23 protein-coding genes are annotated in these 22078 nt (G+C 59.2%); 2 read left to right on the forward strand and 21 right to left on the reverse strand.

Going from position 1 to position 22078, the window contains the following annotated elements; all coding sequences use genetic code 11:
* Positions 1-122: 122 nt before the first annotated feature.
* The 18 genes from ACSFE6_RS17635 to ACSFE6_RS17720 form a co-directional block, all read right to left on the reverse strand.
* Positions 123-839 (reverse strand): FadR/GntR family transcriptional regulator, encoded by a 717-nt coding sequence (locus ACSFE6_RS17635; RefSeq protein ID WP_435428832.1) that lies wholly within the window; start codon positions 837-839, stop codon positions 123-125.
* Between the two features lie 130 nt (positions 840-969).
* Entirely contained in the window at positions 970-1530 is a 561-nt protein-coding gene (locus tag ACSFE6_RS17640; protein ID WP_435428833.1) for a DUF1285 domain-containing protein, read from the reverse strand.
* Positions 1531-1545: 15 nt separating this feature from the next.
* Positions 1546-2154 (reverse strand): DUF4823 domain-containing protein, encoded by a 609-nt coding sequence (locus ACSFE6_RS17645; protein ID WP_435428834.1) that lies wholly within the window; start codon positions 2152-2154, stop codon positions 1546-1548.
* Positions 2155-2261: 107 nt separating this feature from the next.
* Complete coding sequence (locus tag ACSFE6_RS17650; RefSeq protein ID WP_435428835.1) at positions 2262-3230, reverse strand: GTP 3',8-cyclase MoaA; 969 nt, start codon at positions 3228-3230, stop codon at positions 2262-2264.
* A gap of 138 nt (positions 3231-3368) precedes the next feature.
* Positions 3369-4007, reverse strand: coding sequence for a TetR/AcrR family transcriptional regulator (locus ACSFE6_RS17655; protein WP_034149949.1), 639 nt, complete (start codon positions 4005-4007; stop codon positions 3369-3371).
* Positions 4008-4349: 342 nt separating this feature from the next.
* Entirely contained in the window at positions 4350-5135 is a 786-nt protein-coding gene (locus ACSFE6_RS17660; RefSeq protein WP_435428836.1) for a TatD family hydrolase, read from the reverse strand.
* Between the two features lie 14 nt (positions 5136-5149).
* Positions 5150-5506: a PilZ domain-containing protein gene (locus tag ACSFE6_RS17665; RefSeq protein ID WP_435428837.1), complete on the reverse strand. Its 357-nt coding sequence runs from the start codon at positions 5504-5506 to the stop codon at positions 5150-5152.
* 42 nt (positions 5507-5548) lie between these two features.
* Positions 5549-6535, reverse strand: coding sequence for a DNA polymerase III subunit delta' (locus ACSFE6_RS17670; protein ID WP_435428838.1), 987 nt, complete (start codon positions 6533-6535; stop codon positions 5549-5551).
* On the reverse strand, positions 6528-7160 hold the full coding sequence (gene tmk, locus ACSFE6_RS17675) for a dTMP kinase (protein WP_435428839.1): 633 nt from the start codon (positions 7158-7160) through the stop codon (positions 6528-6530). Before tmk ends, ACSFE6_RS17670 begins: the two co-directional genes overlap by 8 nt.
* 19 nt (positions 7161-7179) lie before the next feature.
* Positions 7180-8460 (reverse strand): endolytic transglycosylase MltG, encoded by a 1281-nt coding sequence (mltG, locus tag ACSFE6_RS17680; RefSeq protein ID WP_435428840.1) that lies wholly within the window; start codon positions 8458-8460, stop codon positions 7180-7182.
* 3 nt (positions 8461-8463) lie between these two features.
* The gene (pabC, locus tag ACSFE6_RS17685; RefSeq protein ID WP_435428841.1) at positions 8464-9279 is read right to left on the reverse strand and encodes an aminodeoxychorismate lyase; all 816 of its coding nucleotides are present in this window, start codon (positions 9277-9279) and stop codon (positions 8464-8466) included.
* Positions 9279-10523 (reverse strand): beta-ketoacyl-ACP synthase II, encoded by a 1245-nt coding sequence (gene fabF, locus ACSFE6_RS17690; RefSeq protein ID WP_435428842.1) that lies wholly within the window; start codon positions 10521-10523, stop codon positions 9279-9281. The genes pabC and fabF overlap by 1 nt, the downstream gene beginning before the upstream one ends.
* A 108-nt stretch (positions 10524-10631) precedes the next feature.
* A complete protein-coding gene (gene acpP, locus ACSFE6_RS17695; RefSeq protein WP_003175607.1) occupies positions 10632-10868 on the reverse strand; it encodes an acyl carrier protein in 237 nt (78 codons plus the stop codon).
* Between the two features lie 196 nt (positions 10869-11064).
* Positions 11065-11805, reverse strand: coding sequence for a 3-oxoacyl-ACP reductase FabG (gene fabG / locus ACSFE6_RS17700; RefSeq protein ID WP_096512916.1), 741 nt, complete (start codon positions 11803-11805; stop codon positions 11065-11067).
* A 16-nt stretch (positions 11806-11821) separates the two neighbouring features.
* Complete coding sequence (gene fabD / locus ACSFE6_RS17705) at positions 11822-12760, reverse strand: ACP S-malonyltransferase (RefSeq protein ID WP_435428843.1); 939 nt, start codon at positions 12758-12760, stop codon at positions 11822-11824.
* Positions 12761-12885: 125 nt separating this feature from the next.
* Positions 12886-13896, reverse strand: a complete 1011-nt coding sequence (plsX, locus tag ACSFE6_RS17710; protein ID WP_435428844.1) for a phosphate acyltransferase PlsX — start codon at positions 13894-13896, stop codon at positions 12886-12888.
* Between the two features lie 4 nt (positions 13897-13900).
* Positions 13901-14083, reverse strand: a complete 183-nt coding sequence (gene rpmF / locus ACSFE6_RS17715) for a 50S ribosomal protein L32 (RefSeq protein WP_003179396.1) — start codon at positions 14081-14083, stop codon at positions 13901-13903.
* Positions 14084-14096: 13 nt separating this feature from the next.
* Positions 14097-14624 (reverse strand): YceD family protein, encoded by a 528-nt coding sequence (locus ACSFE6_RS17720; RefSeq protein ID WP_175376100.1) that lies wholly within the window; start codon positions 14622-14624, stop codon positions 14097-14099.
* 105 nt (positions 14625-14729) lie between these two features.
* Between ACSFE6_RS17720 and ACSFE6_RS17725 the strand changes: the two genes are divergently transcribed.
* On the forward strand, positions 14730-15308 hold the full coding sequence (locus ACSFE6_RS17725; RefSeq protein WP_435428845.1) for a Maf family protein: 579 nt from the start codon (positions 14730-14732) through the stop codon (positions 15306-15308).
* An 81-nt stretch (positions 15309-15389) separates the two neighbouring features.
* Here the strand turns inward: ACSFE6_RS17725 and ACSFE6_RS17730 are convergent, their stop codons facing one another.
* The 3 genes from ACSFE6_RS17730 to rluC are packed head-to-tail and all read right to left on the reverse strand — an operon-like array spanning position 15390 to position 18016.
* Positions 15390-16379 carry a S49 family peptidase gene (locus ACSFE6_RS17730; protein ID WP_435428846.1) on the reverse strand — a complete coding sequence of 330 codons (990 nt, stop codon included), beginning with the start codon at positions 16377-16379 and terminating at the stop codon, positions 15390-15392.
* A 25-nt stretch (positions 16380-16404) separates the two neighbouring features.
* Complete coding sequence (locus tag ACSFE6_RS17735; protein WP_435428847.1) at positions 16405-17067, reverse strand: HAD-IA family hydrolase; 663 nt, start codon at positions 17065-17067, stop codon at positions 16405-16407.
* The gene (rluC, locus tag ACSFE6_RS17740; RefSeq protein ID WP_435428848.1) at positions 17054-18016 is read right to left on the reverse strand and encodes a 23S rRNA pseudouridine(955/2504/2580) synthase RluC; all 963 of its coding nucleotides are present in this window, start codon (positions 18014-18016) and stop codon (positions 17054-17056) included. The genes ACSFE6_RS17735 and rluC overlap by 14 nt, the downstream gene beginning before the upstream one ends.
* Before the next feature lie 701 nt (positions 18017-18717).
* On the opposite strand from rluC, the gene rne reads away from it, so the two are divergent.
* A complete protein-coding gene (gene rne / locus ACSFE6_RS17745; protein WP_435428849.1) occupies positions 18718-21912 on the forward strand; it encodes a ribonuclease E in 3195 nt (1064 codons plus the stop codon).
* The last annotated feature ends 166 nt before the right edge of the window (positions 21913-22078 follow it).

Below are 22078 nucleotides of genomic sequence, written 5' to 3' on the forward strand. Positions count from 1 at the left end.
TTTTTTTTGTTTTGTATTGTGTGGCCACGCCCCTCTGAAGTCGGTTCTCCTCCCCCCCCCCCCCCCCCCCCCCCCCCCCCCCCCCCCCCCCCCCCCCCCCCCCCCCACAAGGGGATTCATATTCAACCGGTTTTTTTGTCAGCCATGACCTGTGGGTAATAGCGTTTGATGGCCAAGTCGGCGTTATCGATCAGGGTCATGCAGGCCCAGACACCCCGCGCGGAGTCTCGTGCAGCGATCGCGTCAGCCATGTCTTTGTGAATGGGCAAGGTACGGCGCAATTCATCCGGGTCGGCGGCAGAGACTTCGAAACACACCGCCAGCAACGCACCAAGGGCCGGGACCATTTGCTCGATGAATTGATTGTGGCTGGCGGCAAGAATGCACTCGTGGAAAAGCTGATCGGCGCGGTTATAGTCGACGCCACTGTCCACCGAACGCTCCAAAGCGTTGTAAGCCAATAGAATTGCGTCCACTTGCACGGCGGTTGCGCGTTCGCACGCCCAACGCACTGCCATCGGTTCGATGGTGCGGCGCAGATCGAGCAAGTCATCGACAAAATTTTCCGGCAAACCGCTTCGGGACAACCAGCCCACGACTTGCGGATCGAACAGGTTCCAGCGTCGCACCGGCAGCACCCGCGTGCCGACCTTCGGCCCGACTTCGAGCATGCCTTTGGCGACCAGGGTTTTGATGGCTTCGCGAATGACCGTGCGGCTGACGCCGAGCTGTTCACCAAGGTCGGCTTCGACCTTGAGGGTTTCGCCGGGCTTTACCTGCCCGGTGGCGATCCAGCAACCCAGCCAATCGACCGTCGACGCATGAAAACTGCTGGACATGGACACCTCAACGCCATTCGCGATGGAGGTCCACGCTAATCATCATACGATTGACTGTCAATTTGATTTTTCGGGGAAATGCGACGAACCACTGTGGGAGCGAGCCTGTTCGCTCCCACAGGGTTATGTGTCAGGGTTCGAGACCGATGCGGAAGAACTCGCCTGCACTCCACACACCAAGCCACCGCTGCCCGTCGATCTCGCGGGTAACGGCCAGTTCCACCAACTGATAGAACACGTTGCGGTGAATCAAGGCCTCGAGGTTGCTGCGCACATGTACGTAAGGGGATGGCTCTTGCGTCTGCGGATCGATCACCACGCGAATCGGGTGCTCGGAACCCGCATCGGCGGTCTCTTCGACATTCGTGGCAAAGCGCAGCACCTGAGCCTCGCCCTCGCCTTCCACCTCCAGCGCAACCGCAACAAAGGGCGCGTCATCAACCTTGATGCCAACCTTCTCGACCGGGGTAACGAGGAAATAATCATCACCGTCGCGGCGAATGATGGTGGAAAACAGCTTGACCATCGGCTTGCGCCCGATCGGCGTGCCCAGATAATACCAGGTGCCATCGCGGGCAATACGCATGTCGATGTCGCCGCAGAAGTCGGGGTTCCACAAGTGGACCGGTGGCAAGCCTTGGGTCTTGGGGATTTGCCCCAGCAGGTCGTTGGCTTTTTGCGGGCCACTCATGGCGATCTCCTTGGATTACTGGTTGCTGAGCCCCAACAGGCTGCGAGCATATTGCTCCAGCGGCGGGCCCATCAGGTCTTCTGGTTTCTCGTCGTGGAACGTCAGCAAGCCACCACGACTCTTGATCCGTGCAGTATCAATCAAATACTGGGTGCTGGTCTCGATCAACATGATCTGAATCACGCCAGTGTCGATACCAAGGCGGTCCACGGCTTCCTGATCCAGCCACTCATCCGAGTTGCCGATGCGGTCATCGGCCTTGGCGAAGCGGGTATAGAGCAGGTAATGAGCGCCAACGGAACGCGCTTCGCTCATGGCCTGGTCAAGCCCCTCCGGCGTACGTGCGCGGCGGACCATCGGGAAGTATTCGATGAAGCCGTCGAAGGCGACTTCGGCGATTACGTTGGGACGTGGATAAGCGGTGCCGCCCGGCGGCATAAAAGCGCCCTGGGCGATGTAGACGAACGAATCCGGTTGAATGCGCAGGTTATTCACCCGGCGACTGTCGCTGTGATCCAGAAAGCCGGCGTCGCTCATATGGTAGCGAGCCCCTTCGGCCATATCGCTGACATTCATGCAGCCACCGAGCGCCAAAACGGCCAGCAGCAAAACCAGGCTACGCATCCTATCCTCCAGAGGCCGGTGACGGAAAACCGGCGAATGGCCGTGGGATGCAGCTTTTGCGCCAGCTCGCGATCGATCAGCACAGATCGATTCGCGAGCAGGCCAGTTCAGCCGCCGATAATTTTCATTACGGTCGCACCGCCGGAAAACGCCACTTCCTGCTTGTCGCCCAAGGCCTTGACCAGCAGCCGTTGCAGCGCAGGAAGTGCTTGATGCCGCGGCTTGTCCAGCAAATCGCCGACATAGTGGCGGTTACTCGACGAGAGACAGCCATGCAGCCATCCCGTGGATGAAAGGCGCAAACGTGAACAGGTACGACAGAAAGGCACGCTTTCGTTGGCGATCACCCCGAAATAGCCCTGCCCCGGAATCTCGTAGCGCACCGCCGTGGCATCCATCGGCGCATCAGCCTGCAGGTATTCATAGCGCTCGCCGATCAGGCCAAGTAACTGTTGAAGACTGACGAACTGTTGCAGGAAAGCATTGGCGTCACTGGCCAGGTGTCCCATGCGCATCAACTCGATAAAGCGCAGCTCATAGCCGCGCTCCAGGCAGTAATCGAGCAAGGGCATGACCTGATCGAGGTTCTGACCACGCAGAGGCACCATGTTGACCTTGATCTTCATCCCGGCTGCGCGGGCCTGCTCCATGCCGCCAAGCACGGTCGCCAGATCGCCGCCACGGGCAATGCCGCGGAATGCACCGGCGTCCAGGGTATCGAGGGAAACATTGATGCGACGAATACCAGCGTCCACCAGCAGTGGCAACTTTTTCGCCAGCAATTGACCATTGGTAGTCAGGCTGATGTCCTGCAGCCCCATCCGCCCGACCGCAGTCATGAAGGTTTCGAGTTTCGGACTGACCAGCGGCTCGCCACCGGTGATGCGCAAGCGCTCGATGCCGGCCGCTTCAATCAGATAGGCCACACCGCGTGCCATGGCTTCGGCCGACAATTCATCCTGCGCAGCCACCAGCCGCTTGCCGTTAGGCACGCAGTAGGTACAGGCGTAATTGCAGGCTGAAGTCAGGCTGACTCGCAAATTGCGGAAACGCCTGCCTTGACGGTCAACGATCATGGTCACTCCGGCGAAAGAATATTCGGACCGCTGAAACTTGACTCACAAATCAAGTTTTAGCAAGTCCTTAGCCTGAGTATATTCCTGCGGTACTGCACCATGTAGCAAAATAATGGCGCAATCAGGCTGCTGAATGGTTCAGCTGCTCGGGGTGTCGGTATCGCGTTTGCGCTTGTTGCCCATGCGCACGCCGATGTCCATCAGGAACTGGAAGAAGCCTTCCTGATCTTCCAGCACGTTGCTCCAGAACGGCGAGTGATACAGCGCCACAGCACCGTGCACCAGCGCCCAGGACGCGCAGTAATGGAAATAAGGCGGCACGTCTTCAAGCTTGCCTTCGCTGATCCGCCCCTTGATCAACAGGGTCAGGCGTTCGAAGTTCGAGGCGCGGATCTTGTGCAGCTCCTCGATCATCTCAGGCACCTGGTTGCCCTTGACCACCTTCTCTTCCAGACGATCGAACAGGCGATAACGTTGTGGATCGCGCATGCGGAACTCGAAATAGGCGCGGGACAGGGCTTCCTTGTCCTTGTCGACGTCGGCGGAGTGCAACAGCTCGTTCAAATCGCGCTCGTAGTCGAGCATCAGGCGCAGGTAGATCTCGGCCTTGGATTTGAAGTGCTTGTAGATCGTGCCTTTGCCGATACCGACGGCATCAGCAATCATCTCGACGGTGACACTGTCTTCACCTTGTTCGAGGAACAGCTTGAGCGCGGTATCGAGAATTTCTTGCTCGCGGCGACGAAACTCACGGACCTTACGAGGTTCTTTATGCATAAGAAAAGGTCTGTAGGGGTCAAAATTCGAAGCCGCGTATTATGCCTAAATTACGCAAAAATGCACGGATCATCCGACCATATCTGTGTTTCTTGAGTATTTCCCGTTGGGTCGCCCGGTGATGAGAACTCTTCTGAAGCGCCCGTATTCCAAATTTGTTTAAAAACCGCGGCAGACAAACTGGACTGGGTGAAATACTGATCAATACTTGAACTGTCGGCGGGGCATCTCCCCCAAGTGTCACGCCGATATTGGTACCAACGGACCGCGTACCATTGTTTTACTCCTAATGGTCTTAACCCGGATTCACCCCCCAGAACCCGGGTTTTTTTTGCCTGCGATTCAGCCTTTCACATGGGCCAACGGAAACAAACGCTTGAAGTTTTCCGTCGTCTGTTCGGCAAATCGCTCGTAAGGCTCCCCGCGCAACATTGCCAGAAACTCTGCCACTTCCCGCACATACTGCGGCAGGTTCGGTTTGCCGCGATACGGGATCGGTGCCAGGTAGGGCGAGTCGGTTTCCACCAGCAATCGGTCGGCCGGCACCTTGCTGGCCACATCGCGCAACGCATCGGCATTGCGGAACGTGACGATGCCCGACAGGGAGATGTAGTACCCCATGTCCAGCGCCGCCTTGGCCATGTCCCAGTCCTCCGTGAAGCAATGCAACACGCCCGCCTGGGGCAACGCCGCTTCACGTAACAGGTTCAAGGTATCGGCACGGGCGCCACGGGTATGAATGATCACCGGCTTGCCGGTCTGCTGAGCGGCTTGCAGGTGCAACCTGAAGGATTCTTGCTGCAACTCCGCCGCTTCCGGCTCGTAGTGGTAGTCCAGACCGGTTTCACCGATCGCCACCACACGCGGGTGATTGAGTTCCTGCAACAGCCAGTCCAGCGCGGGCGCCGCCCCCGGCTGCACGTCCAGAGGATGGACGCCGACCGAACAGTCGACATCGTCATAGCGCTCGGCCAAGGCTTTGACGTCGGCGGCGTTGTCGGCGCTGACACCGATACACAAAAAGTGCCCTACCCCACGCTGACGGGCCGCATCGAGTGCGGCATCCAGGGAGCCGTCATGGGCGGCAAGGTCGAGACGATCAAGGTGACAATGGGAATCTACGAGCATAAAAGGGCTGCAACTTACATCGTATGGGTGGGACGGTCGGACTTCAGGGCTCCGGCCAGATGGGTTTCGATTCGACTGCGCGCAGTGTTGTCGCCTTCATTGAACTGCACGCCAACCCCGGCGGCACGATTACCTTGCGCGCCTTTAGGGGTGACCCAGGTGACCTTGCCGGCCACGGGGATCTTTTCCGGTTCATCGAACAAGTGCAGCAGCATGAAAACCTCATCGCCCAACCTGTAGCTCTTGTTGGTCGGGATAAACAGGCCGCCGTTCTTGATAAATGGCATGTAGGCCGCGTAAAGCACGGACTTGTCTTTGATGGTCAGGGACAAAATACCGTTACGTGGTCCCGGACTGACAGATTCATTCATGCTGACCTCCACTGCTGACAATCAGAGTCTAGGCACAGACGGTTATCTCTGGGCAGGCAACGTCGCCCATTGCACCAGCAACGCCTCCAGCAACAACACTCGATTGAGGTTGGCTTTGCTCAACACTTTCTGGCGCTGGGCGAGGATCCAGTCCTGGATATCCAGAACCTTGTCCTGGCCGGTTTTCTGCGCCAGGTATTGGATGACCTTGCGCATATCCGCGAGTCCGAGCCCGTCTTCATCCTGGGTCAGCTGATAGCGAAGGATCAGGCTCGACCAATCACAGAACCAGTCGAACAGCAGCAACAACGGAATCGCATTCCAGCCTTCGGCCAGCTGCGTGGGCGATTGTTGCTGCTTGAGCAGCTTCTTCACCCCATCAACCACTTGCGCACGCTGTTCGCGCACACCTTGGGTGTGCAGGTTGACGGCGGCCAATGGCGAGCCAGCCGCCAGGATCAGCAGCTCAATGCGCTCTTCTTCAGAACAGTCCGGGAGCGCCTTGGCCAGCCATGACAGACTCATGACTTCACTCGGCAGCGGACACGCCTGCTGCACGCACCGGCTCTTGATGGTTGGCAGCAAACGACTGGGCTGATGACTGACCAGCAGCAGGACCGTGTCGCCAGAAGGCTCCTCCAGGCTTTTGAGCAAGGCGTTGGCAGCGTTGATGTTCATCGACTCGACCGGCTCGATCAGCACCACTTTGCGCCCGCCCAGCTGTGCAGTCTGGACCACGAAGCTGACCAGATCCCGGACCTGGTCGACCTTGATGGCCTTGTCAGCCTCTTCCGGCTCCAGAATGTAGTTATCGGGGTGACTGCCAGCCTTGAGCAGCAGGCAGGATTTGCATTCGCCGCAGGCATCCTGCGCCATCGGGCGCTGGCACAACAGGCTCGCCATCAAGCGCTCGGCCAGCGCCCGCTTGCCGATTCCGGCCGGACCATGCAGCAAATAGGCGTGAGCGTGTTGTGAACGGCCAGCCAACTGCTGCCAGAGACTGTCCTGCCACGGATAGGCTTCAGCCACGGCTCAACTCCAGCAAACGCGGCAACAAGGTGTCGAGCGATTGCTGAACCTGCGTCAACGGCTGTGCGGCATCAATCAGTACGTAACGCGCCGGCTCCGCTGCCGCGCGCTTGAGGAAGGCACTGCGCACGGCATCGAAAAAGGTCCGGCCTTCGAGTTCGAAGCGATCCAGACGACCTCGGGCACTGGCGCGGGCCAGGCCCACCTCCACCGGCAAATCGAAGATCAGCGTCAGATCGGGGCGCAGATCACCCTGGACAAAAGTTTCCAGAGTAGCGATACGCTCCAGTGACAAGCCACGGCCGCCGCCCTGGTAGGCATAAGTCGAATCGGTGAAACGATCACACAACACCACGGCACCTCGGGCCAGGGCCGGGCGAATCACCTCGGACAAGTGCTGGGCGCGTGCAGCAAACACCAGCAGCAACTCCGTGTCCGGATTCATGACTTCATCGACCGGCGCCAACAGCACTTCGCGGATGCGCTCGGCCAGTGGCGTGCCACCCGGTTCACGGGTCAGTACCACCTCGATACCTGCGGCGCGCAGGCGCTCGGCCAAGTATTCACGGTTGGTGCTCTTGCCGGCGCCTTCGGGGCCTTCCAGTGTAATAAACAAGCCAGTCACAGGCAGTCCTTAATCAGATTCATTGCGGGCCTTGCGATGCGTTTGCTGCCGACTCGGGGGCGGGTGCAGATTCAGGCGCGGTCTCTTGCGGCTGTACCGGAGGCAGAACCTCGGGCGCGGTATTGGGCGAAGCGGCCGGGATTGGAGCCTGATCCTGCTCGGCCTGAGATTCAGGAGTTGCAGATTCCGCAGCTTCAGATTGCGGCGCTTGAGCGTCCGAAGCCTGGATATGCGCAGCCGGGCCTTGCGGGGTCTCGGACGCGTTGACCGGCGCCGGGCTGGAGCGATAGTCGGCACGGCGCTTGAGCTGGTACTCACGCACGGCATTGTTGTGGGCGTCCAGGTCATCGGAGAACACGTGACTGCCATCTCCACGCGCCACGAAGTACAGGCTGTTTCCGGCCACCGGATTCAGCGCCGCATGGATCGCTTCGCGGCCAACCATCGCAATCGGGGTCGGCGGCAGACCCGCAATCACATAGGTGTTGTAAGGCGTAGGTTCCTTGAGATGGGCGCGGGTCAACTTGCCACTGTACCGATCACCGAGGCCATAGATTACCGTCGGGTCGGTCTGCAGCAACATACCGATCGCCATGCGTCGCACGAACACACCGGCGATCTGCCCACGCTCCTGCGGCACGCCGGTCTCTTTTTCAACCAGCGAGGCCATGATCAAGGCTTGATAGGGGTCGGTATAGGGCACGTCCGCCGCACGCTGACTCCATTCCTTGGCCAGCACCTCGTCGAGGCGGTCGTAGGCTGTTTTCAACAGTTCGACATCCGTCATGCCGCGCACGAAGCGGTAAGTGTCGGGGAAGAATCGTCCTTCAGGGAAAACCCCGGCATGGCCCAGTTTGTCCATGACCTGACTGTCGCTCAAACCGTCAAGGGTACGATCAAGCTTCTCTTCTTTGGCGAGCGCTGCACGGACCTGATGGAAGTTCCAGCCTTCGACCAGGGTCATGCTGTATTGCACCATTTCCCCACGCTTCCACAGATCGATCAGACCTTCGACGGTCATACCGGGTACCATCCGGTACTCACCACTGTGCAGCGGTTGTTTGGGCAAATTGAAGCGCCAGTACACGCGAAGCCAGAAAGCGTCCTTGATGAGGCCATCGGCTTCAAGTCGCAGGAAGGTGCGGTTCGGTGTGGTGCCCTTGGGCACCTCCAACAGTTCTTCCTGAGTGATATTCAACGGCTGTACCAGCGCCGAATGAATCTTCCAGGCGGAAGCACCCAACATCAGCCCCGCCAGAACCAGTCCGGTTTCCAGCAGCAGCAAGAATTTACGTCTCACGTATCAAGCATCCAGTAGCGCGCAGGCAATAGTTTGAAGTTTACGGGTGAGCGGCCCAACCGGCCAGCTCAGCGCTGCATAGGCATTTACCGGCCATACGCCATACACGCTGTTGCAGACAAAGACTTCGTCCGCTCCCTGCAGCTGCTCAAGCGTGATGTCGGTGATTTGTATGGGGATACCCAAGGATTCGGCCTGAGACAATAATTCGGCACGCATCACACCTTCTACACCGCAGTAGCTCAAATCTGCAGTGATCAACACGCCGTTATGCACCAGGAACAGGTTGCTGAACACGCCCTCGATCACACGACCGGCCTGATCGAGCATCAAACCTTCGGCATGTTCGCTGTCCTGCCACTCGGCGCGCGCCATCACCTGCTCAAGACGGTTCAAGTGTTTGAGACCGGCGAGAAGAGGTTGAAAGGAAAGTCGTGTGGTACAGGGAAACAGGCGAATGCCCTGCTCCGCATAGGCCTGCGGGTAAACCGCAGGAGGGTTGCCCGATAGGATACGACGGGCCGGGGCCGAAGGATCGAAAGCGTAACCACGCAGGCTGTCGCCGCGAGTCACGATCAGCTTGAGCACGCCTTCCTTCAGTTGCTCGGCATAGGTCAACACTTCCGTGACCACAGCACCATGATCCAGATTGATTGCCAACCGCCGGCAACCCCTGGCCAGCCGCACCAGATGGCGATCCAGCAGGACTGGAAAGCCATCCCGCACGGCGATGGTTTCGAACAGACCATCGCCGTAAGCCAGGCCGCGATCCTTCAGCGACAAAGCGTCAGCCGGCTGACCGTCGACCCAGCAGTCCATCAGCCTGCGAACCGACGGAACACCAGCGAGCCATTGGTGCCGCCAAAACCGAAGGAGTTGGACAGGACCACATCGATATCCATATGGCGCGCGGTGTGCGGCACGAAATCGAGATCGCAGCCTTCGTCCGGCTCATCGAGGTTGATGGTCGGTGGCGCTACCTGGCTGTTGATCGCCAGCACGCTGAAGATCGCTTCGACGGCGCCCGCTGCACCCAACAGGTGACCGGTCATGGACTTGGTCGAACTGACGGCCAGCTTGTAGGCGTGGTCACCGAACACCGACTTGATTGCATTGGCTTCGGCAAGGTCGCCAGCGGGCGTCGAAGTACCGTGGGCATTGATGTACTGGACCTGATCGCCATTGATTTTGGCGTCGCGCAAGGCATTGGTCATGCAACGCGCCGCGCCGCCGCCATCGGCAGGTGGCGAAGTCATGTGGAAAGCATCGCCGCTGGTACCGAAGCCTATCAGCTCGGCATAAATGGTCGCGCCGCGAGCCTTGGCGTGTTCCAGCTCTTCCAGCACCAGCGCACCGGCGCCGTCGGAAAGCACGAAGCCATCACGCCCCTTGTCCCATGGGCGGCTGGCGCGGGTCGGCTCGTCGTTGCGGGTCGACAGCGCGCGGGAAGCACCGAAGCCACCCATGCCCAGACCGCAGGCCGCCATCTCGGCGCCGCCGGCAATCATCACGTCGGCTTCGTCGTACATGATGTTACGAGCGGCCATGCCAATGCAGTGCGTACCGGTGGTACAGGCCGTGGCGATGGCGTAGTTAGGCCCCTGTGCACCCAGGTGGATGGACAGGAAACCGGAAATCATATTGATGATCGAGCCCGGTACGAAAAACGGAGAAATCCGTCGTGGACCGGTCTCATGCAGCGTGCGGCTGGTTTCTTCGATATTGGTCAGTCCGCCAATACCCGATCCCATGGCCACACCGATACGCTCACGGTTGGCGTCGGTGACTTCCAGACCGGCATTGCGTACTGCCTGAAAACCTGCAGCCAGACCGTATTGAATGAACAGGTCGAGCTTGCGGGCTTCCTTGACCGACAGGTACTCCTCGACATTGAAGCCCTTTACCGAGCCGCCAAAACGGGTGGAATAGGCAGAAAGGTCGGTGTGTTCGATCAGACCAATGCCACTGCGGCCAGCCAGAATGCCCTGCCAGCTGCTTGGCACATCCGTGCCCAGTGGCGACAACATACCCATACCGGTGACTACGACGCGTCTACGCGACACAGCACTCTCCTTTTTTCAAATGACGACTTTGCATCAGGCCTAAAGAAAAAACCGCACGCCATGCGGCAGTGCGGTTTTTCCATGACAGCGAGCAACGATTACAAACTATTACGCCTGGTGGCTAGTAACGTAGTCGATTGCAGCTTGTACAGTAGTGATCTTCTCAGCTTCTTCGTCAGGGATTTCGGTCTCGAATTCCTCTTCCAGAGCCATCACCAGCTCAACGGTGTCAAGGGAGTCGGCACCCAGGTCTTCAACGAAGGAAGCAGTGTTGACCACTTCTTCTTCTTTAACGCCCAGTTGCTCGGCAACGATTTTCTTGACGCGCTCTTCGATGGTGCTCATACCTTGTTTTCACTCCTAATGGACAAATTCAGGCAGCTGGCCAGTGGGTAAGTGTATAGAAAGGCTTTTCAGCTTTTCAACTGAAAGCTTCACTCCTCAAACCCTGCAGCCCTCTGCCTATAAATAGATTGCAGCTTTATAACGGATTTTAGACAGCTCGTATGACATTTTTTTGAAGCAATCCGTCACATTTAACTTACATGTACATCCCGCCATTCACCGGGATTGTAGCCCCGGTCACGTAGGCTGCACCGTCGGACGCAAGAAAAGCGACCACAGACGCGATCTCTTGAGCTTGCCCCAGACGACCCAGCGGAATCTGCGTCTGCAAGGCTTCACGCTGCGCTTCCGGCAGTTCACGGGTCATATCGGTATCGATGAACCCTGGGGTCACCGAGTTGACGGTAATCGAACGCGAACCGACTTCACGCGCCAGCGCACGGCTGAAACCCTCCAGTCCGGCCTTGGCGGCGGCATAGTTTACTTGGCCAGCGTTGCCCATGGCACCCACAACCGAACCAATACTGATAATTCGTCCCCAACGGGCCTTGGTCATGCCACGCAAAACACCCTTGGACAGGCGATACAGACTGTTCAGATTGGTATCGACCACGTCATACCATTCGTCGTCTTTCATGCGCATCATCAGGTTATCGCGGGTGATACCGGCATTGTTGACCAGAATCGCCGGGGCACCGAATTGCTCCTGGATGCTGGCCAGGACAGCAGACACGGACTCGTCGCTGGTGACATTGAGCTCAAGGCCGGTGCCTTGAATGCCGTTTTCCTTCAGGGTGGCGGCAATGCGCTCAGCCCCGGAGGCGGAGGTCGCGGTGCCGACAACGATGGCACCCTGACGACCCAGTTCCAGGGCGATAGCCTGGCCGATACCGCGGCTCGCACCGGTGACCAGTGCAACTTTACCTTGCAGACTCATGCAAGCTTCTCCTGATTCAGGCCAGCGCTGCGCGTGCGGCAGCGAAAGCATCTGGGGTATTGAGGTTGGAAGTCGATACGCCATCGGCGCAACGCTTGTTCAGACCGGCCAGCACTTTGCCAGGGCCGCATTCGACAAGATTGGTCGCACCCTTGGCTGCCAGCGCCTGGACCGATTCGACCCAGCGTACAGGCTTGTAAAGCTGCTCGAGCAGATCGCGCTTGAGGGTTTCCAGATCGGCCGGTACTTCTGCACTGACGTTCTGCACTACAGGAATCTGCGGCGCCTGCCAGTCAATGGCAGCGATGGATTCAGCGAAGCGCTCGGCAGCCGGACGCATCAACTCGCAGTGCGACGGCACGCTGACCGGCAGCGGCATGGCACGCTTGGCGCCCTTGGCCTTGCAGATCTCGATGGCACGATCAACGGCAGCCTTGGCTCCGGCGATCACCACCTGACCCGGGGAGTTGAAGTTGACGGCGCTAACCACTTCGCCCTGAGCCGCTTCGGCGCAGGCAGCCCGCACGTCCGCGTCTTCCAGACCGAGAATGGCTGCCATACCGCCCTGCCCGGCCGGTACGGCCTCCTGCATCAGCTTGCCGCGGGTTTCAACCAGCTTCACTGCATCGCCCAGGCTCAGACTGCCTGCCGCGACCAGCGCGCTGTATTCACCCAGGCTGTGACCGGCCACATAAGCCGGGCGCGCACCACCTTCCGCCAGCCACAGGCGCCACAAGGCGATCGAGGCGGTCAGAATGGCCGGCTGGGTTTTATCGGTTTGATTGAGTTGCTCTTCCGGCCCTTGCTGGGTCAGTGCCCACAGGTCATAACCCAAAGCATCGGAAGCTTCTTTGAATGTTTCGAGGACAAGCGGATGTTGTGCGCCCAACTCGGCCAGCATGCCGAGGGACTGCGAACCTTGTCCCGGAAAGACGAATGCGAGGGAAGCAGACATGTAACAAGCCCCTAATGATCTTGTCGTCGGAGAATTGACGCCCCACTTTGGGGGCGCAAGAAACTGACAGTTGGATGGCCAATTAAACTGAGCGGTCACATTTAAGCATTGTCCGACGAAAACGCCTAAAGCAACAAATCCTCCAGACGACCGTGGATGCGTTCCGGCAGGTTTTCCTGAATCTCGATCAACGCACGGGAAATTGCACTCTGAAACCCCTGCACGCCGGCAGAACCGTGGCTTTTCACCACGATACCCTGCAAACCGAGAAAGCTGGCACCGTTATGCCGCGCCGGCGCCAGATCGGCTTGCAGGCGCTTCATCAACGGCAAGGCCAATGCACCGACCATGCGCGACGGCAGGCTTTTCTTGAACAACGCCTCGATACGACCGGCAATCATGGTCGCCAGCCCCTCGCTGGACTTGAGCAGAATATTGCCGACAAAACCGTCGCACACCACCACATCCGCCTCGCCGCGATACAAACCGTCACCCTCCACAAAACCGATGTAGTTGATGCCGCGAGCACTCTGCAGCAAGGTGGCGGCCAGCTTCACTTGCTGGTTGCCCTTGATGTCTTCAGTGCCGATGTTCAGCAACGCGACGCGCGGACGAACGATGCCCAGGGTTTCGGCCGCCACCGAGCCCATCACCGCAAATTGCAACAGATGCTCGGCACTGCAATCGACATTGGCACCCAGATCCAGCAACTGGCAATAACCCTTCTGCGTGGGGATCGCCGCGACCATGGCCGGTCGATCGATACCCGGCAAAGTCTTGAGCACGAACCGCGACAACGCCATCAACGCACCGGTATTGCCGGCACTGACACACGCCTGGACCTTGTCGTCGCGCAACAACTCAAGCGCCACGCGCATCGACGAGTCGGGCTTGCCGCGCAAGGCCTGGGCAGGCTTTTCATCCATGGTGATGACTTCGGACGCCGGAGCAATGGACAGGCGCGCGCGATCCACGGCCGATTGGCCAGCGATCAATTCTTCAAGGAGGGAGGGTTGACCGACGAGGGTCAGGTGCAGCGAGGGAGTTGCAGACAGGCAAGCAAGGCTGGCCTGAACAATGCTGCGGGGACCGAAGTCCCCGCCCATTGCGTCAATCGCGATGACTTGAGCGGACAAGTGATTACTCGTCAGCGCCCTTGTCGATCACTTTACGGCCACGGTATACGCCTTCTGGCGATACGTGGTGACGCAGGTGAACTTCACCGGTGGTTTTTTCTACAGACAGGGTGCTAGCCTCGAGAGCGTCGTGCGAACGGCGCATGTCACGGGCAGAGCGGGATTTTTTGTTCTGCTGAACAGCCATAATTGATTAACTCCTAAACGTTTGGGTCACGCTTTAACTGCGCCAATACACTGAACGGGTTGGACCGCGTTACCTCGTCCTCGCTCGGTTCGGGCTCATCTGCTCCCGCCGGCTGCTGGCATTCTTCCGGATGATGAGCAGGCACAATGGGCAAGGCGAGCAGAAGCTCCTCCTCGATCAGTGACTGCAGATCCAAAGGATCTTCGCCCAGTTCCAGCACGTCATAACCTTTCGGCAACGACTGGGTATTCGCACCCTCCTTCACCACAGCATAACTGCATTCGCTATGGATCGGCAGGGTGACCAGCTCAAGACAACGCTGGCAAACCATTTTGACTTCAGTGTCGATAAAGCTGTGGATGACCACAGATTTACGTTCATCTCGTTCAAAAACTAATTTGGCCTGCACCGTACCGACATTGTCGGAAAGCGGGTCGCAGAGTCTCTCCAAATCGGCCAGCAGCAATTCACCTTGAAGGGTGGTGCCACGGTCAGCCAATTTGCGCGGGTCAACGTGAGGTGGAATCGGGTCATTCAACATAGGCGCAGCATTATAGGGATGCACCCGCCCATGTCAAAGGAAATTCAGCCCTGTCGGTCACTTGCAAGCCCCGCTAAAATCCGCACTCGCCTTCTGGAGCTGCCCATGCTGCCTTTATTACTCGCTTCTAGCTCGGTCTATCGCCGGGAATTGCTGGCCCGCCTGCAACTGCCGTTCACCTGCAGCTCACCGGATATCGACGAAAGCCATCGCCCAGGGGAGTCCGCCGTTGATCTGGTCAAACGCCTCGCCGAGGAAAAGGCACTGGCGCTGGCCGACAACCATGCCGGCCATCTGATTATCGGCTCCGACCAGGTTGCCGTGCTCGGCAACACCATCATCGGCAAGCCCCACACCTTCGAAAAGGCCCGCGAACAGCTGTTGGCCGCGAGTGGCGCCAGCGTGACGTTCCTGACCGGCCTAGCCCTACTCAACAGCCAAACCGGCCGCTGCCAGGTCGACTGCGTGCCTTTCACCGTACACATGCGCACGCTCGACTCTGCACGCATCGAACGCTACCTGCACGCAGAACAACCCTACGACTGCGCTGGCAGCTTCAAGGCCGAAGGCCTGGGAGTCAGCTTGTTTCAAAGCACCGAGGGCCCTGATGCCACCAGCCTCGTTGGCCTGCCCTTGATCCGTCTCGTGGACATGCTGCTGACTGAAGGCGTGCAAATCCCCTGAAACGCAAAAAATCGCAGCCTTCGTCAGCTCCTGCAGGTGATTTGTGTAGGAGCTGCCGCAGACTGCGATCTTTTAGGACTTTCAGCGCAGCGATGGACCGTTGAACCCCATCCATATCGCCAAATGCTCGGCCACGCTGGCACCGAGTTTTTTCGAGAAGCGATCGAACGGCGACTCCTGAACAGTGAAGTCCACCAACTCTTTTTCGCCAATCACATCCCGCGCCACATAACTGGCATTGCCCAGACCATCGATAAGCCCCAGCGGCAGCGCCTGCTCGCCAGACCAGACCAGCCCGGAGAACAGCTCCGGATGCTCCTTGTCCTTCAGACGATCGCCACGACCTTGCTTGACGCTATTGATGAACTGCTTATGCGTGGTATCGAGCACGCCCTGCCAGAACGCGGTTTCTTCAGGCTTCTGCGGCTGGAACGGATCAAGGAACGACTTGTGCTCGCCGGAGTTGTAGGTGCGACGCTCGACACCCAGTTTCTCCATGGTACCCACGAAGCCATAGCCGGCCGCAGTCACACCGATAGACCCCACCAGGCTCGCCTTGTCGGCGTAGATCTGATCGGCAGCACTGGCGATGTAATAAGCACCGGAGGCACCGAGATCGGAAATCACCGCATACAGCTTGGTATCCGGATGAAGCCCGCGCAGGCGACGGATTTCGTCATAGACGTAACCCGACTGCACCGGACTGCCGCCCGGACTGTTAATGCGCAGAATGACACCCTTGACCTTCTCGTCATCAAAAGCGGCACGCAGGCTGCCGACGATATTGTCGGCACTGGCCGGCTCCTTGTCGGCGATCATGCCATTCACATCGATCAGCGCCGTGTAGTTGCCGCTGCGGGTGGCCGCTTTTTCGATGTCCATCAGCGGCGAGAACAGCGCCAACGCAATAAACAGGTACACGAACGTCAGCAGCTTGAAAAAAATCCCCCAGCGACGGGACCGGCGCTGCTCCTGCACACCCGCCAGCAAGGTCTTCTCCAGCAGCTTCCAGCTTTTTTCGTCACCGTTCTCTGCGCTCGCCTTGGCGGGCGCCTTCCATTCGTCGGCCATGCCATCTACCCCAGCAAAAAACGTATTAAGCCCGCTGACTCAGCCAGGCATGCAATTCTGAAAAACGATCAATGGCCAGCCGCGGCTCGAACAGCTTCAGCGCCTCGATCGACTGGGCACCGTAGCTGACCGCCACCGAATCCATGCCGGCATTGCGCGCCATCTGCAAATCGAATGACGAATCACCGACCATCAACGCCTGCTCCGGACGCACCTCACAATGGGCGAGGATCTGCTCAAGCATCAGCGGATGCGGCTTGCTGGCGGTTTCGTCAGCCGCACGAGTGATATCGAAGTAATCTTCCCAACCGTGAGACTTCAGCACCCGATCCAGCCCGCGACGCGCCTTGCCGGTCGCGACAGCCAGATGATAACCCTCGGCCCGAAACGCCTCGAGCGATTCGACGACCCCTTCAAACAGCGGCGAAGGTACGGCCTCGGAGGCTATGTAGTGATCCGCATAGTGCTGCCGAAACGCCACCAATTCAGCATCACCGATATCTGGATACAACGTACGGATCGCTTCCGGCAGCCCCAGACCAATGATCCCCTTGACGGCAAAATCATCGCGCAACGGAAAACCGGATCGCTCGGACGCCACATGCATCGCCTCGACAATCCGACCAATGGAATCGGCCAGCGTGCCATCCCAATCGAAGATCAACAGCTTGTAGTCAGATGGGTGCACTCAGGCGCTCCACGGTTTTGGCCCACATCTCATCGACCGGCGCCTGAAGCTTCAGTTCGCCACCATCGGGCAGCGGCACGGTCAGCATGTAGGCGTGCAGAAACAGGCGCTTACCGCCCAGGTCACGGATTTCTTTACTGAAATCGTCATCGCCGTACTTGGTGTCGCCGGCGATGCAGTGCCCGGCGTGCAGGGTGTGGACGCGAATCTGGTGGGTTCGACCGGTGATCGGCTTGGCCTCGATCATGGTGGCAAAGTCACCGAAGCGACGCAGGACCTTGAACACGGTCACAGACTCCTTGCCCTCCTCCTCGTCGACCTCGACCATACGTTCACCGGAGCGCAGATTGCTCTTGCCCAGCGGCGCACGGACTTGCTTGATCGAAGAGGCCCAATTACCACGAACCAACGCCATATAGCGCTTGTCGACACCATCACCGCGCAAGGCTGTGTGCAAATGGCGCAACATGCTGCGCTTTTTGGCGATCATCAGCAGACCGGAAGTGTCGCGATCAAGGCGATGAACCAGCTCCAGCTCCTTGGCATCGGGACGCAACTGACGGAAGGCTTCGATCACGCCAAAGTTCAGGCCGCTGCCACCATGGACTGCAATCCCGGCAGGCTTGTTGATCACGATCAACGCCTTGTCTTCGTAGACAATCGAGGCTTCGAGTCGCTGCAGCAACCCTTGGGCCAAGGGCACCGGCTCGTCACGCTCCGGCACGCGAACCGGCGGCACGCGCACGATATCGCCCGCCTGCAGCTTGTATTCAGGCTTGATCCGCCCCTTGTTCACCCGCACTTCGCCTTTGCGCAAAATGCGATAAATCAAGGTCTTGGGCACGCCTTTAAGCCGAGCGAGAAGGAAGTTATCAATACGTTGGCCGGCATATTCCGGCGAGACCTCAAGCAGTTGTACGCCTGGAGTCGGGGGGGTAGTCGTCGTCATGGCGCGGATGATATCAATTTTTTATGGAATTGAAGCACTTAATCATTACTGCTATAGTCGCGAACGCCGCCAAAAGCGGCCTGGACAGCGGACCAACGGTTAAAAACCGACCCTGACCAACGCAATTCACCAGGACGCGAGGCCGTCCTACGGGGCTTTCGCTACGTAACGGTGGAGTTTGCAGGTGTAACGAGCGCAGGTGACATGAGGCCTGAATCACGCCGCAAAGCAGAGTTTCCACTCGCCACGCGAGCCAATATTCACGGCCAGTTCACAAAGTGCAGTCAGCTGCGAATGACCCCGAGCGAACACTTCGGAAACAACGCCTAAATTAGCCATGATGCGTGACCTCCCCTTTCGGAGCTCACGGTAAATGCCAACCCGCTGCGGATTCTGCGCGCGGCAGCACCCGAATTATCAGGGATACGTGTAGGGTGGAGATGCACAACCGCTGGACTGTGTAGCAATAGGCTTTATCAAGACGCTTCATCTCGTCCACAGCCGCCGGTTGATTCCTCCTCCTGACTGAGTGCTTAAGTAGCCACAGCAAGCAGGACGCGTACGTCGCGATGCTGGCCCACATTGGCCGCACATCGCTGGACACGGGAATGGCCAACCACTCCCGACGCACCTGACACCGACCGTGAGAAGTCGTGTGTGCCGAACGCCGTTTCCGGCAGCCCGGAAACCGACGGTACTACATGAAAAGAATGCTGATTAACGCAACTCAACCCGAAGAGTTGCGTGTTGCACTGGTAGATGGCCAGCGCCTCTACGACCTGGACATCGAATCCGGTGCACGCGAGCAGAAGAAAGCCAACATCTATAAAGGCCGGATCACTCGCATCGAACCAAGCCTTGAAGCTGCCTTTGTCGATTTCGGCTCTGAGCGCCACGGCTTCCTGCCCCTCAAAGAAATCTCCCGCGAATACTTCAAGAAAGCCCCCGAAGGCCGCGTCAATATCAAGGACGTCCTGAGCGAAGGCCAGGAAGTCATCGTTCAAGTTGAAAAAGAAGAACGTGGCAACAAGGGCGCAGCCCTGACCACCTTCATCAGCCTGGCCGGTCGTTACCTGGTCCTGATGCCGAACAACCCACGGGCGGGCGGCATCTCCCGTCGCATCGAAGGCGAAGAGCGCAATGAACTGCGTGAAGCCTTGAACGGCCTGGTTGCCCCGGCCGACATGGGCCTGATCGTGCGCACTGCCGGCCTCGGCCGCAGCAGTGAAGAAATGCAGTGGGACCTCGATTACCTGCTGCAACTCTGGACCGCCATCAAAGAAGCGTCGCTGGATCGTTCCGCGCCATTCCTGATCTATCAGGAAAGCAACGTGATCATCCGCGCGATTCGCGACTATCTGCGTCAGGACATCGGCGAAGTGCTGATCGACAGCGTTGAAGCCCAGGACGAAGCCCTGACCTTCATTCGCCAGGTCATGCCGCAGTACGCCAGCAAGATCAAGCTGTATGAAGACAGCGTTCCGCTGTTCAACCGCTTCCAGATCGAGAGCCAGATCGAAACCGCATTCCAGCGCGTCGTCGAACTGCCTTCCGGCGGTTCCATCGTTATCGATCCGACCGAAGCACTGGTGTCCATCGACATCAACTCGGCGCGCGCCACCAAAGGCAGCGACATCGAAGAAACCGCCCTGCAGACCAACCTTGAAGCCGCCGAAGAAATCGCCCGTCAGTTGCGCCTGCGCGACATCGGCGGCCTGATTGTCATCGACTTCATCGACATGACCCCAGCCAAGAACCAGCGCGCCGTGGAAGAGAAAGTCCGCGAATGCCTGGAAGCCGACCGCGCTCGCGTACAAGTCGGCCGCATTTCGCGCTTCGGCCTGCTGGAAATGTCCCGTCAGCGCCTGCGCCCTTCCCTGGGTGAAAGCAGCGGCATCGTTTGCCCACGCTGCAGCGGCACCGGCATCATCCGTGATGTTGAATCGCTGTCGCTGGCGATCCTGCGCCTGATCGAAGAAGAAGCCCTGAAAGACCGCACTGCCGAAGTTCGCGCCCAAGTGCCGATCCCGGTGGCCGCGTTCCTGCTCAACGAAAAACGCAACTCGATCACCAAGATCGAACTGCGCACCCGCGCCCGCATCGTCATTCTGCCGAACGATCACCTCGAAACGCCGCACTTCGAAGTCCAGCGTCTGCGTGATGACAGCCCGGAAGCCGCCACCAACCAGTCCAGCTATGAAATCGCTGCTGCCGCTGCCGAAGTGGAAGACGTCCAGCCAGCCGCCGCGACCCGCACCCTGGTTCGCCAGGAAGCCGCGGTCAAGACTGCGCCGGCCCGCGCCAATGCTCCGGTTCCGACCGAAGTGGTCGCACCGGTTGCCGCACCGGTCGCTGCGCCAGAGCCAAGCCTGTTCAAAGGCCTGGTGAAATCGCTGGTCAGCCTGTTCGCCAGCAAGGAAGAGCCTGCCGCTCCGGTCGTGGTTGAAAAGCCGACTGCCGAGCGCCCGGCCCGTAATGAAGAGCGTCGCAGCGGTCGTCAACAGAGCCGCAACCGTAATGGTCGCCGCGATGAAGATCGCAAGCCTCGCGAGGAACGTGCACCGCGTGAAGAGCGCGCGCCACGTGAAGAGCGTCAACCACGTGAAGAGCGCCAGCCACGCGAACTGCGCGAAGCCCGCGAGGAAACGCCAGCGGTAGCTCGCGAAGAACGCGCACCACGTGCTCCGCGTGAAGAACGCGCACCGCGCGCGCCACGTGAAGACCGCAAGCCACGTGGCGAGCGTGAAGAACGTGTGCGTGAACTGCGCGAGCCTCTGGATGCCGCCCCGGCCGCCGCAGCTACCGCCGAAGAACGTCCGACCCGTCAGCCACGGGAAGAACGCGCTCCACGCCCACCGCGTGAAGAACGTCAACCACGCGCCGAGCAAGCTGCTGCGGCCGTTGCCGATGAAGAGCTGCCAACCAACGAAGAGCAACTGCAGGAAGAAGGTCAGGAAGGCGCCGAAGGCGATCGCCCACGCCGCCGCTCCCGTGGTCAACGTCGTCGCAGCAACCGTCGCGAGCGTCAGCGTGATGCCAATGGCAATGTGATCGAAGGTTCGGAAGAGTCCGAGTTCGGCGAAAGCAGCGAAGCACCAAGCACCGCCGATCTGGCTGCCGGTCTGGCTGTTACCGCAGCCGTTGCCAGCTCCGTGATCAGCGCTCCAGCTGAAGCACAAGCCAACGAGCAAGCCGAGCGTGCCACTGCCGCCACCCTGGAAACCGCTCCAGTCGAAGCGCCAGTCGTTGAAGCGACCACTCCGGTCGAAGCCACTGCTTCGCAGGAAATCGAGCTGGCAGCAGCACCTGAGGCACAGCCTGTGGTTGAAGCAGCCGCCGAGCCTGCCGTTATCGCGGAACCAGTGGTTGCAGCCGAGCCGGTTGTCGAAGCCGTGACTGAAGTCGTTCGTGAAGTTCGCGAAGAGCAAACTGCGTTCAACTGGGTTGCCGAGCCAGCCGCTGTCGAAGCACCAGCACCGGTCGTCGAGACTGAAGTGGTTGAAGCTACCGCCTCCGAGCCAGTGGTTGTCGCTGCCGAGCCTGCTCCAGTGGTCGAGGCGCCGGTTGTTGAGGCCCCTGCTCCAGTGGCGGAAGCCGCTCCTGTCAGCGCCCTGACCCCAAGTGGCCGTGCGCCGAACGACCCGCGTGAAGTGCGTCGTCGCAAGCGTGAAGCCGAGCGCCTGCAGAAGGAAGCCGAACTGGCCGCCGCTGCCGCTGCTGCTCCAGTTGAAGCGGTTGTCGCTGAAGCAGTCGAGGCTGCACCTGCCCCGACAGTTGAAGTCGCTGCCGAGCCCGCTGAATCCGTGATCCACGAAGCACCACGCTCCGTTCAGGACGCGGTAGAGCAACACGAACAGGCCCAGGAAAAAGAGCACGAGCCTAAACCCCTCGTCTGATTCCATCGGCCACTGAAAAGCCCCGCCCGGTGAACCCGGGCGGGGCTTTTTTATGCCAGACACCATCACATTGATTTCCTGTGGGAGCGAGCCTGCTCGCGAAAGCGGTTGATCAGCCAATATCTATGTTGAATCTGAAAACACTTTCGCGAGCAGACTCGCTCCC

Source organism: Pseudomonas baetica (assembly GCF_051216495.1).
GTDB lineage: Bacteria > Pseudomonadota > Gammaproteobacteria > Pseudomonadales > Pseudomonadaceae > Aquipseudomonas > Aquipseudomonas baetica_B.